Consider the following 14,942-nt stretch of genomic DNA (forward strand, 5'->3'; position numbering starts at 1 on the left):
TAGATAAAATGAAAATTTCTATATGTGGAGCGTTGTGCCGCACAGTTCTAAAGTCTTATAAAAAAGGTGGCTCCTTGATCAGGATATCCTTCAGCCCAAATTGAGCCGCCATGACGTTGAACAATCCGTTGCACGATCGCTAAGCCAATGCCCGTACCTTCAAACTCTCTTTCATTATGCAATCTTTGAAAAGCACCAAAGAGTTTATCTGCATATTCCATTTGAAAGCCTACGCCATTATCTTTAATTCTAATGGTTTGATCTGGCAAGCTATCAATTTGGATGTAAGGTTGAGGTTGGTTACGGCTAAATTTTAGGGCATTGCTAATCAGGTTGTGGAAAACTTGTTGTAGAAGTGTAGGATCGCCAACTGTAGTGGGCAAGTCACCGATCTCAAATTTGGCTAACGGATTGTGGTGAAGATCAGTACGAAGGATCTCGATCGTTTCATCAACTAGGGTGCGGATGGAGATCTCAGTGGCTTCTAATGGTCGCCGTCCATAACGAGAGAGGGTAAGTAGTCCATCGATCAGATGAGCCATCTTTTGGCTACTGCTCTCAATTACTTGGAGATAGTGAGCTACTTTCGCATCATTCAGAGCTTCATGGTTTTTTAGGCGTTGTTGTAGAGCATTGACAAATCCATGCATGTGGCGCAATGGTGCTCGCAGATCATGGGAGACAGAATAGCTAAAGGATTCTAATTCGCGATTAGTATTGGCTAATTGGTTAGCTGTTTGGATGATTTTGGCTTCGGCAAGTTTACGATCGCTGATATCAGTTACTCGTACTAGATTAATCGTCCGTCCCCCCACTGTAATGGGCTTAACGGCAAGATTCCCCCAAAAGTAGTCACCTTTGAGGGTTACATATTCAAGTTCTCGGCTCCAAAAGTCTTTGGTTTCCAGTTCTAGATCAATCGACTTAAGTTCTGCATCAGAAAATTGCGATCGCAGAAGTGTATGTCCTTCGATACCAATGAGATCTGATTTAGTAGCAGCAGCAAAGAGTCTTACGGCGGGATGGTTACAGTCTGTGGTGAGTAATGTTTGAGGATCAACCAGAAACAGTGCATCAGTGGATTCGTTAAACAAGGCTTCGCGCAAATCTCGACTACGAGTTAGCTCAGCTTCGGCAAGCTTTTGGGCTGTAACATCCATAGCTGTGCCGATAATGTGAGTCAATTGACCTGAGCTGTTATAAATCATTTCACCCCTAGCCAGAACATAGATCAATGTGCCATTGGGTTGAATGAGCCGATGCTCAAGATCGTAGGATTGATGCAATTGCACCGCAGCTTGTACAACCTTGTCAAAATGCTCCCAATCATCTGGATGAATATAGAGCCGCAATTGCTCATAGGTTGGTGGATGAGCGCTAGGTTCTAGTCCATAAATACGAAAAACTTCATCTGACCATGTGAGAATACCCGTATCAGTCTCATATTCCCAACTGCCAATTTTGCCAATTCGCTGGGCGGTTTTGAGGTGAGTATCACTTTTTCGTAAACGTTCTTCGGCTAACTTCCGCGCTGTAATATCAAAATTAATCCCCACAAAACGTTGAGGATCGCCTTGAGCATTGCGCTGCACCAAAGCATAGGCTTTGAGATAGCGAATATTGCCGTTGGGTAAGACAATCCGAAATTCGGGTTCGTAATCTTGTTCACCATTAAGAGCCTTTTGCACGGCTGCTTCGACAAATGGGCGATCGCTAGGATGAACACGACTTGCCCAAGCTAAATAAACATCAGCAAATTGATCAGGATTAACTCCATAAAGTTCATAGGTGCGCTCATCCCAAAAGAGACAATTGTGGGCAATATCCCATTCCCAAATACCGATCGCGGCTGACTTCAGGGCTAGGGTCAAACGATCAGTGAGATTTTGAAGTTGTTGCTTGATTATTTGGCGATCGGTCACATCACGCACAATTACCAATAGCTCGTCCTCACAGTAAGGGGCAATCCGCACCTCTTCGTGTACAGTTTTGCCAAACTTAGTGAGTTGATGCTCATAAATCTGGACTTCTCCTGTGGCGATCGCCTTCTCATACAGTTGTAGTTGGGCAGTTAGGGTCTCTGAGGATAAAACTTCAGAAATATGATGTTTGATTGGAATATATTTTGACTGGTCGTAGTTTGAGGGCAGAATACACTGCACACAGGTTCCGTCAGGCTTAAGCAGCAATAACAGATCTGGAAGAGCCTGGAGAATCGCCCGATTACGGGCTTCACTTTTGTGCAAATCCGCATCTGAGTTTTGGCGATCGCTAATACTAATATCGCTAATCTCATTGGCGATCGCATCTAGCCGAATGGGAATTCCTGAAGAATCTTTAAATACTTTTAACCTTGCAGAGAAACAGCGCACTTCCCCATTAAGCGGCTGAATACGATAGGTAATTTGGGATGATCCTGTTTTTTGGGCTTGTGCGATCGCCCGTTGCATTTTCGCCTGATCATCAATGGCTATCAGATCCAGCCATAAATAACCATTGTCCAGCAGATCATCACAGGAGCATTGATAAATTTCGGCAGCCGCAGCATTAAAATATAGCGCCGTGAGACTGGGCAAAGCCAACGACCAGATGAGATCGTCAAAGCTATCCATGATCTCAGCTAGCAAGTTGTCAGGAGGAATGATGGATTCTTGGGCATGACGCATGAGGCTAGCCCTCCACTAGAAAGTTTTAAAAAAACTATCTATAGCAACCAAAGGTTTGCTTAGGACATAAAACCTAAAATACAAGTAGCGGCGCTTCGCACCGCTACTTGTATTTGCATTGCTATAAAAATACTTGATTTGACTCAAGATTTTACTATAAAAGCTTAAAAACCTATAGCGCACGCGCCGCGTGCGCTATAGGTTTTTAAGCTTTGACAAACTGCTTTTCGATGAGTCCTGTCAAACTATTTGTCCAATGCTGCGCCAAATCAAGAGTCTCAGCTTCCACCATGACTCGCATCAACGGCTCTGTACCAGAGGCTCGGACTAGAATCCGACCCCGATCGCCTAAATCCTGTTCGGCTAAAGCGATCACTTGCACTAATGCATCACAGGTCTGCCAATTGCGGCGTAGTTCGCGATCTTCGACACGCACATTTTTGAGCAATTGGGGATAAGGATGGAAGCTCTGATCCATGAGTTCAGCAAGAGGAGCTTTTTGTTTCGCCAAAGCCGCAAGGTGCAATGCTGCAAGTAAACCATCACCACTAACGGCATAGTGCCGACATAGTACATGTCCTGACTGTTCGCCACCGAGCATTGCACCCGATCGCACCATTTCGGCATGGACATATTGATCTCCCACATCGGTGCGGACTAAGTTACCGCCAAGTTTTTGCCATGCGCGTTCAAAGCCGAGATTTGCCATCACGGTGGTGACGATCGCACTGTTGGGGAGTTGATTATTTTCGAGTAACTCCTGTCCCCACAGGTACAGGATGTAATCACCATCAACCACCCGTCCATTACTATCGACCGCTAAGACGCGATCGGCATCACCATCAAAGGCAAAGCCCATATCTGCGCCATGTTCTTTGACAGCAGCACGTAGAGGTTCCAGATGGGTAGAGCCACAATTGACATTAATGCGATCGCCATCGGGTTCTTGGTGTAAGCAAATTACCTCTGCGCCTAAGTTGCGAAATACTTCCAAGGAGACGCGCGTTGCTGAACCATAGGCTAGATCCAATACTACTTTTAAGCCGCTTAAATCCGTAGCGATTGAGGATTGCAAAGACTCTTGATAATCAGAAATTAAATGCGCCTTTTCGTGATACTTGCCCCAATCCGTAGAGGAATTAACCAGATCCGCATGAAGCCGTGATTCTAAAAGTTTTTCGATCGCCTGTTGAGTCTCACCACAAAGCTTTGCACCATTATCACCAAAGAACTTAATACCGTTATCTTCAGGTGGATTATGGCTCGCCGAAATCATTACACCGCCAAAGATTTCTGGGGAGTTGGCGGTAAGATAGGCGATCGCAGGTGTAGGACATAGCCCAATATGCCAGACATCCCAACCCGCTGCCGTTAACCCTGCGGAAATTGCCGATGAGAGCATGTCGCCCGATGTCCGCGAGTCTTGCCCGATCGCGATTACATTTGCACTTTGGGTCTGATTTATAGCCCGATCAAGCTCAACCCGCTCTTTTAAAATTTTGCCTGCACTAATCCCAACCTCAAGCGCCAGTGGGGCTGTTAAAAAACTCCCAACATGCCCACGAATACCATCTGTCCCAAACAATTTCATAAATATGTCTCCTCACACATTACATATTAGAAAGCCTTTATAGCATTTACCAATCTAGTGAAGTATGGGTTAGTTTCCCCGCCTTTGGCGGGGAAACTAACCTTTGTACCTCGCTTGCTTGAAAAGCGCTATATACCAATTCACGAAAGTGTGACAACACTTTTCTACTCACTCAACTTTAAATCAATGTAGGTGGTATCGTGGCTGGCTAATACTACTACTTCCTGCCCAGCATGAACAACGTTAGGCGGATCGACAATATGTACAGCCTGCATCCAGCAAGTATCTTGACTCAAGGGGCTGGTATCCAGATAAATCTCATCATCTAGCCATAAACGGAACCAGAAAGCGATCGCATGGCAATTTCCATTTTGCGTAATCTGGACAGCTATCTTGCGATTTTCAGGCTCGATATTAGCCCCGCAGAAGTCAAACTCAAATACCTCAAAAGGCTGACAGAGGATTTTATGTTTGAAGTTACACAAAAATAATTGCAAGTAATCTTCTTTTTTGGAAAAAGTATTAAACAAACTCAGATCAAAACCAGACACCATATTCACACGATCCGTATGAAATACATCCTGACTATCAACCAAAGCTGCATATACAGTTGCTGCCCTAGGAATAATCTTGGCACTGGGTTTCAGTAAGTGCTCACGGGCGTGACGAATAGAAGGGACTGCGTACTCTGCTAAGAGTCCCACATCAAAAATTTCGCTGACTAAGATATCGGCAGGTTCGGCTAAATCCTCACCGACTTTTAAATCATCAGATAGTTTATTAAACGTAGTAATCTGTTGACTGTAGCCATTAGCCTCCACAATTTGTCGAGCTATATTAGCGATTACATTCACCTTTTCACAGGTATATACTTGCTTTGCACCAGCCCTTGCAGCCATAAGGGCTAGTAATCCAGAGCCAGAACCAATATCTAAAACTATAGAATCAGGCTTGACTAGTTTTTGTAAGGTCTTTTCATAGCAATCATTGCGGTAGGTATCATTCATCATTGGGAAATGCCAACGTGGTACGAACCTGTTGTAGATTTTGTTCAACTTCTGAGAAAGTTCTGGCAAATTGGGATTTATGGTATAGGCTTTTTCATAACAAGTAATCGCTTCTTCAAACTGACCTTGTAATGCTAGACAATTACCAATATTGCAATAGGCTTCGGCATATTCGGGTTTATGAACAAGCGCATTTTGAAAATATTGTATAGATGCCGCATAGTTACATCGGTTATATTCGATGTTGCCTAACTCTAGAAAGGATTCAGCCAATTCTGGATTAATCTCTAGACATTTGTGAAATGCCAATTCGGCTGCATTAATCTGTAATTGATCACGCAGGAAATACCCATAATGAAGATAGAATACTGCGTATTCAGCTTCTATTTCTAAGGTTTCTTGATAGTAAGTAAATGCTTCATCTAATGCATTAGAACTATCTTCATTACTATTAGAAATATTTGAAGAGGATGTGACTAAAATATTGCTAGGATCATAATTCTCTGCGGCGTACTGATGTCGGATATCAATAGCTCGAACATAAGCTGCGATCGCTTCTTCCCAATTCGCTTGACTATAACAAGCTCTTGCTAGATGCAGCCATGCCTGATCATCAGAGGGTTTTACTTCAGCTTCTTGTTTAAGGGATTTCACAGAGTTTGCTTCAAGCATATTTACTCAAAATTAAATATTAAAAATAAAAAATGGCTCAAGACTTGAGCCATTTTTTACAATACTAAGTACTAAGTAGCAACTTCAAATTTTGGGCGTTGGGTCACAACTTCGTCGATTAACCCATAATTTTTAGCTTCATCAGGAGCCATAAAGAAATCGCGATCGGTGTCTTCAGCAATGCGTTCAATCGGCTGTCCCGTATGGAAAGCCATCAACTCATTAAGCCGATTCTTGTGATACAGGATTTCCTTGGCTTGGATTTCGATATCCGTCGCTTGTCCCTGTGCGCCACCAAGGGGCTGGTGAATCATGATGCGTGTATGGGGCAAAGATAGTCTTTTACCCTTTGCGCCACCTGTGAGCAAGAAAGCGCCCATACTCGCCGCTAGTCCCACACAAATAGTGGAAACATCAGGTCGAATGTGCTGCATCGTATCGTAAATAGCCATGCCTGCGGTCACAGAGCCACCAGGGGAGTTGATATATAAGAAAATATCTTTTTCGGGATCATCGGCTTCGAGAAAAAGCAACTGAGCAACGATGATATTAGAAATACTGTCGTCAACCTGTTGCCCCAAAAATACGATCCGCTCCCGCAGTAGACGCGAAAAAATGTCAAAGGCTCTTTCGCCACGACCAGACTGTTCAATTACGGTTGGGATCATAGTTTATCTTTACGGTTTACTCTCATCATATTGTACTGATATGTCATAAAAGCTAACCGTTGTCTCTATTCGGATTTCACCCCGCAAATATATTGCTTTATGATCATGCACAACCCAGTAATATAAAAGAGCAAGTGGGCGCTTTGCGCCCACTTGCTCTTTTATAGCTATAGCCATCTGTATCAGGACAAATCAAAACCCGAATAGTGTGAGGCGGCGCGAAGCGCCGCCTCACACTATTCGGGTTTTATGTCCTAACAAGAATGACGACAGCTATATATTATCTAAATAAGATTTTGAGTATTGGTCAAACGAACAGCTTATTTACCGCTCAAGTCAATATTCTTAAAATAAACTTTTGACTATCCACTAGTTGATAATATATTTTTGCCACTCGTCATGATTTCCCGATCGCAGATATTTTGTGACCTCGAAATGTAAACCACTGTGGGGACGGCGTGGCTGCTTGCGTAGTGGCATAGAAGCTTCTTTGGGAGTGCGATTGCCTTTTTTGACATTGCAACGGACACAGGCGGTAATAATATTGTCCCAACTATCACCACCTCCACGCGATCGCGGTAACACATGATCCAGCGTCAGATCATCGCCCGTATGCCCACAGTATTGACAGGAATGAGCATCACGGTGCAGGATATTACGACGGGTAAGCGGAATTTCTTTGTAGGGAATGCTGATATATTGCAGCATTCGGATTACCGTGGGCAATGGCATCCCAGGATAGATCATCTTGCCATTATGTTCTACTTGCTCAGCCTTGCCTTTTATAACCAACACAATAGCTCGCTGCCAATTTGTAATGTTCAGCGGTTCATAGGATGCATTTAGTACAAGGACTTTTGCCATTACCATCAAGCGAACTTACAAGAGATGCTAGCACAGGTAGTCAAAAATCAGCTAGATAATTCTATATAGATCAGCAATTCTCATTATAAATATTGGTTGTGATGAAAGTCAGCCAATGGCTGACTTTCATCACAACCAATATTGCTACAGCAACAATGCATTGAAAATGTAACCGATGCTGATAATACCAATCGTCATCAACCCAACAAATACAGCTAACAGTTGAGGGCGCAGTACTTTTTTAAGAATTACTATTTCAGGAAGAGAGAGCGCGGTAACTGCCATCGTGAAAGCTAACACTGTACCCATTGGCATTCCTTTATTAACCAAGGCTTCAGTAATTGGCATCACTCCTGCGATGTTGGCATAGAGTGGTACACCCAAGACCACCGCGAGAGGAACGGCTAAAGGATTGTGAACTCCTGCATATTTGACAATAAAATCAGTCGGCACATAACCATGTATTCCTGCACCGATCGCAATGCCAAGTACCACATAAAGCCAAACCGATCGCACAATTTCACTAGATTGAAATCTGCCCTGCTCAAATCTTTGATTCCAAGTCATGGCAAGTTCGAGGCTGTCTTCATCTTCGATCGCTACACCTTGACGGGATCTTTGCAGTTCCCATACAAATGGCTCTACCCATTTTTCGAGTTTGAGCAGTCCGATGATATATCCTGATGCGATCGCTAAGCTCACACCAAAACCGATATACAGCAAAGTTACTTTCAGTCCAAATAGTCCCCACAACAGAATTACCGCGACTTCATTGACCATGGGTGCAGCCATCAGATAGGAGAAAGTCACACCTAAAGGAACGCCTGCTTCTAAAAATCCAATAAACAAGGGAACGGCTGAACAAGAACAAAATGGTGTGACAATGCCGACCATCGCCGCCATGACATTTCCTGCAAAAGTACGCTTTCCTTCTAATAAAGAACGAACTCTCTCTGGTTCTAAAAAGCTCTGAAATGTGCCAACGATAAAGCTAATCACAATTAGCAAGGTTAAAACTTTCGGCACATCGTAGAGGAAGAAGTGCAGACTAGATCCTAAATGGGAGACGATTTCTAACCCCAAAAGTTTTGTAACAATCTGCGTCGCTAACCAATCAAAGGGATAGAAAGGATCAAACATAGCTTTATCTCTCTAACTCTGTAATAGCGGTTGGATTTGTTCGGGACTAATTACTTGACCTTTACAGACAACCTTGCCATTGATAGTCATTGCGGGAGTGGACATCACTCCACGCATAGCAATTTCCACAGGATCGGTAATATGCAGAACTTCCGCCGTGAGTTTCAGCTTTGCCACAGCTTGTTTGGCATTTGATTCTAACTGTTGGCACTTTTTACAACCCGTACCCAAAATTTCAATTTTGACCATATCCATAACGCGCTCCCTAATATATCGATGTATATCAATATATTGATTATAGGAGCAATAAATATATAAACCTGATTTCGTTACAATTCCTACATATGACTTTCTAGCTTTTTATAGTAAATCCGAGTCAATTAGATTTGTAGGCGTATTTATATTGCTCCAGCTAACTTAAAAGCAAGATTGGAACTGTAATCAGGAGGCGATCGCACTATTCTCCATCAGATCTCCATGCGATCGCCTTGCTGATCTGCGGATCGGGTAACTTGTGCGTAATTACGGCGGCGGCAAGAACTAAAGCAGTTGATACCCAGAGACATCCCACTAAACCCGCAAACTGATAAACTAATCCCGATAACACCGTCCCTGCTAAGCGTCCGCCTGAATTTGCCATGTAATAGAAGCCAACATTTAGAGCAACTTTGTCATCGTCCGTGAAGGCGAGAACTAGGTAAGAATGTACGGATGAGTTAAAGGCAAAGACTACACCAAAAATCAGTAAGCCGCCGATTATGACTAGATTAGGCGAAAGATTTAATTGCAAAGCGATCGCAATTAACGCAGGTACAGCAATTAGGGAAGTTGTCCAAAATCGCACAGTTTGCGATCGGGGTGGTTGTCCAGAACCAAAGTGCTTAATTAATTTTGGTGCAAGGGATTGAATTAAACCATAGCCAATCACCCAACAGGCTAAGAAGCCACCAACTTGATAAAATGACCAGCCTAAGACACTTCGCAAAAATACAGGCAATCCCACCACAAACCACACATCTCTAGAGCCAAAGAGAAAGAATCTAGCTGCTGATAGAAGATTGATTTCAGGGCTTTTAGAAAAGAGTTGCTTAAATTTGACCTTTGCCTTGATTTTGCCCATACCTTTTGGCAAGAATAAACCTGTGAACAGAAGCAGAAATAAGCATCCTGCCATAATCCAAAGGGAACTTACAAAGCCACATAGTCCTAGTAAAGCACTGCCGATAAAAAAGCCGACACCCTTCAAAGCATTTTTGGAACCCGTAAGAATTGCTACCCATTTAAACAAAGCTGATTGAGCGTCTTGTGGTACGACAAGACGAATTGCACTTTTAGTACTCATCTTCGTCAAGTCTTTAGCAATTCCCGAAAAAGCCTGCGCGATCATCACATAGAGAACTGCTAGCCATTGCGCCCATTCAGGATTGAGAAAAGATAACATTATCAGCGAGAAAATCTGCAATCCTATCCCAGTATAAAGCGTAACTTTTAGTCCTAATTGTGAACCAATCCATCCGCCTAAAAAGTTGGTAACAACTCCAAACACTTCATAGAACAGAAATAGCGAAGCGATTTGAATTGGGGTATAGCCAATATTGTTGAAATAAAGCAAGACCAATAGTCGCAAAGCTCCATCGGTAATCGTAAACCCCCAATAGGTGAGGGTGACAAGCACATAATTTTTGAAGTTTGCTTGTGATGCAGTTGAGGAGTTCATGATAAATCTCTCAAAGTTTAGATGATTTGCCCTCACCCCTAGCCCCTCTCCCATTGGGAGAGGGGAACAAGAAAAAAATAAGCGTTCTTTGCTCTCCCTTTCTCATTGAAAGAAGAAAAAGCAAAAAATATCTTCTTCACTCCCCATCTCCTGCGGGAGATGGGGCTGGGGGGTGAGGGTCTTAGAACGAAGCCACTTTTCTCGCTAATTCCGCCATGCGGCAAGAATAGCCCCACTCGTTGTCGTACCAAGCCAATATCTTGACCTGAGTTCCATCAACTACCATTGTCGAAAGAGCATCAATAATGGACGATCGCGGATCGTCTTTGTAGTCAATAGAAACTAAGGGACGTTCTTCATAACCTAAAATCCCTTTGAGTTCACCTTCGGCGGCTGTTTTTAATAATTGATTTACTTCCTCAATCGTGGTCGATCGCGCTACTTCAAATACACAATCTGTAAGAGAAGCGTTAAGCAAAGGCACTCGCACCGCTAATCCATTTAGTTTGCCATTGAGTTCGGGATAGATCATTGCGATCGCAGTTGCCGATCCCGTTGTTGTCGGAATTAGCGATAAAGCCGAAGCCCTTGCACGACGCAGGTCTTTGTGCGGTGCATCAACGAGGGTTTGGGTATTCGTATTGTTATGAATGGTGGTAATTACGCCATGCTTAATTCCTAAACCTTCATGGATAACTTTCACCACAGGCGCGAGGCAATTGGTCGTGCAAGACGCTGCTGTTAATAGATGATGCTGTGCGGGATCGTAGAGATAATCGTTAATTCCCATCACGATATTCAGCGCTTCTTCCTTCACTGGAGCTGCAACGATGACTTTCTTTATGCCTTTGCTGAAATAGGGATTTAGGGTTTCGGGGGTGCGGAATTTGCCCGAACATTCGAGAACAATATCTACGCCTAATTCTTGCCAGTTGACTAATTCAGGTTTGGCATATTCGCTAAAGCTGAGGGATTGATGATCAATTTGGATGCGATCGCCTTCTAATCGCACATCCTGTTGCCAGCGTCCATGCACCGAGTCAAACTCAAGTAAATGCGCGGCAGCTTCTACGCCGCCATTGATTTCATTAATATGCACAAATTCTAATTCGGGAAAGCCCCAAGCAGCACGCAGAAGCAATCTACCAATTCTGCCAAAACCGTTAATACCAACTCGCACTGCCATGATTTAACCTATAATCCTAGTATTGATTTATATCAATATTTGTATTTGTCGATATTTTGGCGGTTTTGATGGGGATATGTCAAGATTAAAGCTATGAAAATTTCTCAACCGATGATTGCCCAACCCAAGGAAGCTGCGATCGCAACGAGATGTTGTCCGCCACTAATGGCTGGGCGATTGCAACCAGAGGACACAGCTTTATTAGCAAGTATCTTTCGTGTATTGGGCGAACCTGTGCGATTACAAATTTTGAGTTTGATTGCGGCTCAGCCCACTCAAGAAGTCTATGCCTGTGAATTGGTTGAAACCTTAGGTATATCGCAGCCAACTGTCAGTCATCATCTCAAGGTTCTTTATGAGTCTGGACTACTTACGAAAGAACGACGTGGCACTTCAATTTACTATCGCATTTTGCCTGAAAAGTTAGCGATGTTAAGGGATGCTCTTTCATAAACAGAGGGGACGCTTAGCGTCCCCTCTGTTTTATAAGCCTAACGTAATTCCTCTTGCCATCATGGAAGCAAGGAGAGGAATGAGACTAAATCCAACAAGCTCAATGTGAATAATTGTTCTTAAGGTTTTGACTTTCTCTGGGCTTACTTCTGGAGGCTTTTCCGCACGAAGGTTTTTAATCCACATCAAGAATGAAACTGTGGGATATAGCGACAATAAGCCAACCGCAATAAATACAGATATTTTCATCCAGAAAACTGGTTGATGGGAATAGTAATCTGCGCCTTTTTCAAAATATAAATATCTTAAAATCCCCGTTACTAAGATCGTAATTCCTGCAATTCCATAAATAGTATCGGCAATTAGAATTCGCCATCCATCACGATTGGTTAGGTCTTGCTTTAGGGTAAATAGTTCTGTAGATAAAGCCGCAAAAATAAGTCCTAAGCTCAAATAATGTAAATAAGCAGCGATCGCATTAGCCCACATAAGACTCTCCTATAACTTGATTTCAAGATTATCACTACAATCAAGCTTTATCATGATTTCCAACAAATAATGACGATAATCTATGATATTTGTGGAAATTTATAGGGTTTTAGCTTTATTCGCTGTATGATTTATCAATTACAGCCTTATACCAAAACACAAAGCTGATGACAAATTAAACCACTAGAAGCTTATAGTTCAATCCACTACACGATCATATCTACTGCGAGTTTATTAGCGATCGCCTCACCTTTTAAGATCTCAACCAACTTCAAAGCAAATGCCATTGCTGTCCCCGCACCCCGACTGGTAACCACATTGCCATCAACGACCACAGGAATCGTCAAGTATTCCGCGACTTGCATCTCATCTTTGACCGATGGATAGGATGTGGCGCGTTTATCCTTGAGTAAACCTGCGGCGGACAGAACAGTGGGGGCAGCGCAAATGGCGGCGACCAATTTATTTGCGGAATCATGGGCAATTAACATTTTGGCAATGCGTGGATCTTCTTTCATCCGAAACGTACCCGCACCGCCAGCAAGGACGATCGCATCAAATTGACTCGCATCGACTTGATCGAGAAGTGTATCGGCAATAATGGCGATCGCATGACCGCCGATCACAGTTTGTGTAGTTAAGCTTGCGGTAGTTACCTCAACCCCAGCACGACGTAACACATCAATAATTGTGATCGCTTCTATTTCTTCAAAGCCTTCAAATAGTGGGACAAGTGCGTTAGTCATATTTCACCAATTAAATTAAAATCCCATAAAGACAAAGTTGGACGAGCAAAGCTCGCCCAACTTTGCCTTTATGGAGTTTGCTGCTGACATTCACTACACAAACCAAAAAATTCAAGCGTGTGATAGTAAATTTGGAAAGAGTGTTTTTTTGCTAGTTGATTGCCCAAATCATGGATAGGGCAAGAGTCAATGGGTAAAGACTTGCCGCAATTAAGGCAATTAAGATGATGTCTATCGGCAGGGGTGACACTATAGACGGTTTCCCCATTTGGTAAGGTCAACGCTTTGATTAAGCCTTGTAGCTTGAGAGTATCTAGAGATCGATAAACCGTAGCCAGACCCACACTGTTTTCACTATTGCGTAACTCCGAATGAATATCCTGCGCGGATATGGCGCGATCGTGATGTTGGAGGAGATGTAGCACTCGTTCTTGACTGCGAGTGAGTTTTTCTTTCATGCTTTTGCTGTTTACCCAAGAAAATATCCACAGAATATTTTCTTGGGTATGGTTAGAACTTAAAAGGATTATAAATCAGACATGGTGTAAAGCATTTTTCTAATCGCTCACAGGTTTCGGGTGTGATTCCAGTAATCCATTGTTGATGTACAAGATCACCGATCGCTTGAGTACCATAAATTAAGGCAGATATACCTGCGATCGTTGCTTTAAAGTCGATCGCCAGATCTGCGATATCGCCATTACTATAGCGTTTAACTGTAAGCTGACCGCGATCGCCATTTACTCCAAATACACCATCATTCCAATTGCAATAGGGATCACAGAGGGCAAAGGTAAATGGCTCAGAGGCGATCGGTAACCCATGCAAAGCACCGACAATATCGATCACTCTGACCATCCAAGGATCGGTCATGATTGAGTCTAAACGTCCTGCATTACTGAACCATGTATGCACATTTGCGCTCAGTGGCAAAGGTATTTTCAGACTATGAATCTGGTCACGATGGCTAGCAAAGAAATGCAATAGTCGATCTCGTGAGTCGATATCTGTCCAGAATATCGATGAAATTTCAATCTGGCGATCGTGCATTGGCAAATTGCCACTGCTATCGATCACATAGATAGCTATGGCTACGGGTTGGCGATCGCGTTTGATTACTACACAGAGTTTTTGGCGATGTAGATGCCACCATTGATCGTAGGTAAAATTAGTAATTGCCAGCCCATGACTATGGGGTAGTAGTGTTTGCGATCGCAGGTTTTCGTAGAGAAAATTTGCCAAAATATCCTTTGCTTCTGTCGCGGCAAGGCGATCGCAGGTTAAGTTAGCTGCATTCGGTAGTTTTAAATATTTCGATAAAGACGAAACAGGAATATTTACTTCATTGGTGGCATTAGCGATCGCATAGCCCAGTGACTCATAAAAACTTTCTTTAAAGGGCGTAAGCATACTTACGCAGATCCCTTGCATCCGCATTTCTAAAAAGGCACTTTTCATCAGAGCCTTGACACATCCTTGGTTGCGATATTCAGGATATGTCCATACACCACCGATACCTCCCATAGCCTTGAGACTACCGCGCACCGACTGCTGAAAGCTAAAACATTGCAACGCCGCCACAATTTTGCCATCGATTTCCGCCGCTAAGACCTCTTCAGGATTAATCGCCGTCAAATGCGATCGTGGTAAATCTTGATTAGTCCAGCGTGAATAGGCATACAAATCCCCCTTGAGAATTTCAAGGCGATCGTTTTTGTCGATTTTGCGAATTTTCATTCCTTA

14 protein-coding genes are annotated in these 14,942 nt (G+C 43.2%); 1 reads left to right on the forward strand and 13 read right to left on the reverse strand.

From position 1 onward, the window contains the following. Positions 1-47: 47 nt before the first annotated feature. The 9 genes from H6G05_RS02920 to H6G05_RS02960 all read right to left on the reverse strand — a co-directional run bounded on the left by H6G05_RS02920 (position 48) and on the right by H6G05_RS02960 (position 11,511). Positions 48-2,666, reverse strand: coding sequence for a PAS domain-containing protein (locus H6G05_RS02920; RefSeq protein ID WP_190576166.1), 2,619 nt, complete (start codon positions 2,664-2,666; stop codon positions 48-50). A 205-nt stretch (positions 2,667-2,871) separates the two neighbouring features. Further along, on the reverse strand, positions 2,872-4,257 hold the full coding sequence (glmM, locus tag H6G05_RS02925; protein WP_190576167.1) for a phosphoglucosamine mutase: 1,386 nt from the start codon (positions 4,255-4,257) through the stop codon (positions 2,872-2,874). A 164-nt stretch (positions 4,258-4,421) separates the two neighbouring features. Then, positions 4,422-5,918, reverse strand: a complete 1,497-nt coding sequence (locus H6G05_RS02930) for a tetratricopeptide repeat protein (protein WP_322096320.1) — start codon at positions 5,916-5,918, stop codon at positions 4,422-4,424. 89 nt (positions 5,919-6,007) lie between these two features. Next, complete coding sequence (gene clpP / locus H6G05_RS02935) at positions 6,008-6,604, reverse strand: ATP-dependent Clp endopeptidase proteolytic subunit ClpP (RefSeq protein ID WP_190576169.1); 597 nt, start codon at positions 6,602-6,604, stop codon at positions 6,008-6,010. A gap of 369 nt (positions 6,605-6,973) precedes the next feature. Then, a complete protein-coding gene (locus H6G05_RS02940; RefSeq protein ID WP_094535652.1) occupies positions 6,974-7,468 on the reverse strand; it encodes an HNH endonuclease in 495 nt (164 codons plus the stop codon). 144 nt (positions 7,469-7,612) lie between these two features. Continuing rightward, on the reverse strand, positions 7,613-8,608 hold the full coding sequence (locus tag H6G05_RS02945) for a permease (RefSeq protein ID WP_190576170.1): 996 nt from the start codon (positions 8,606-8,608) through the stop codon (positions 7,613-7,615). A 12-nt stretch (positions 8,609-8,620) separates the two neighbouring features. Then, positions 8,621-8,863, reverse strand: coding sequence for a thioredoxin family protein (locus tag H6G05_RS02950; RefSeq protein ID WP_190576172.1), 243 nt, complete (start codon positions 8,861-8,863; stop codon positions 8,621-8,623). A 202-nt stretch (positions 8,864-9,065) separates the two neighbouring features. Further along, positions 9,066-10,325 (reverse strand): organoarsenical effux MFS transporter ArsJ, encoded by a 1,260-nt coding sequence (arsJ, locus tag H6G05_RS02955; RefSeq protein WP_190576174.1) that lies wholly within the window; start codon positions 10,323-10,325, stop codon positions 9,066-9,068. Between the two features lie 181 nt (positions 10,326-10,506). Continuing rightward, a complete protein-coding gene (locus H6G05_RS02960; RefSeq protein ID WP_190576176.1) occupies positions 10,507-11,511 on the reverse strand; it encodes an ArsJ-associated glyceraldehyde-3-phosphate dehydrogenase in 1,005 nt (334 codons plus the stop codon). 93 nt (positions 11,512-11,604) lie between these two features. Between H6G05_RS02960 and H6G05_RS02965 the strand changes: the two genes are divergently transcribed. Next, complete coding sequence (locus tag H6G05_RS02965) at positions 11,605-11,964, forward strand: ArsR/SmtB family transcription factor (protein ID WP_190576178.1); 360 nt, start codon at positions 11,605-11,607, stop codon at positions 11,962-11,964. A gap of 30 nt (positions 11,965-11,994) precedes the next feature. On the opposite strand, the gene H6G05_RS02970 is transcribed toward H6G05_RS02965, so the two are convergent. The 4 genes from H6G05_RS02970 to H6G05_RS02985 all read right to left on the reverse strand — a co-directional run bounded on the left by H6G05_RS02970 (position 11,995) and on the right by H6G05_RS02985 (position 14,936). After that, positions 11,995-12,453: a DUF2214 family protein gene (locus H6G05_RS02970; protein WP_190576180.1), complete on the reverse strand. Its 459-nt coding sequence runs from the start codon at positions 12,451-12,453 to the stop codon at positions 11,995-11,997. A 206-nt stretch (positions 12,454-12,659) separates the two neighbouring features. Beyond that, entirely contained in the window at positions 12,660-13,199 is a 540-nt protein-coding gene (locus H6G05_RS02975; RefSeq protein ID WP_190576182.1) for a DJ-1 family glyoxalase III, read from the reverse strand. Between the two features lie 68 nt (positions 13,200-13,267). Beyond that, on the reverse strand, positions 13,268-13,657 hold the full coding sequence (locus tag H6G05_RS02980; RefSeq protein ID WP_190576184.1) for a Fur family transcriptional regulator: 390 nt from the start codon (positions 13,655-13,657) through the stop codon (positions 13,268-13,270). Between the two features lie 52 nt (positions 13,658-13,709). Beyond that, positions 13,710-14,936, reverse strand: coding sequence for a GNAT family N-acetyltransferase (locus H6G05_RS02985; protein ID WP_190576186.1), 1,227 nt, complete (start codon positions 14,934-14,936; stop codon positions 13,710-13,712). Positions 14,937-14,942 lie beyond the last annotated feature (6 nt).

The organism is Phormidium tenue FACHB-1050 (assembly GCF_014696925.1).
In the GTDB taxonomy this organism is placed as follows: Bacteria; Cyanobacteriota; Cyanobacteriia; order Pseudanabaenales; family Pseudanabaenaceae; genus Pseudanabaena.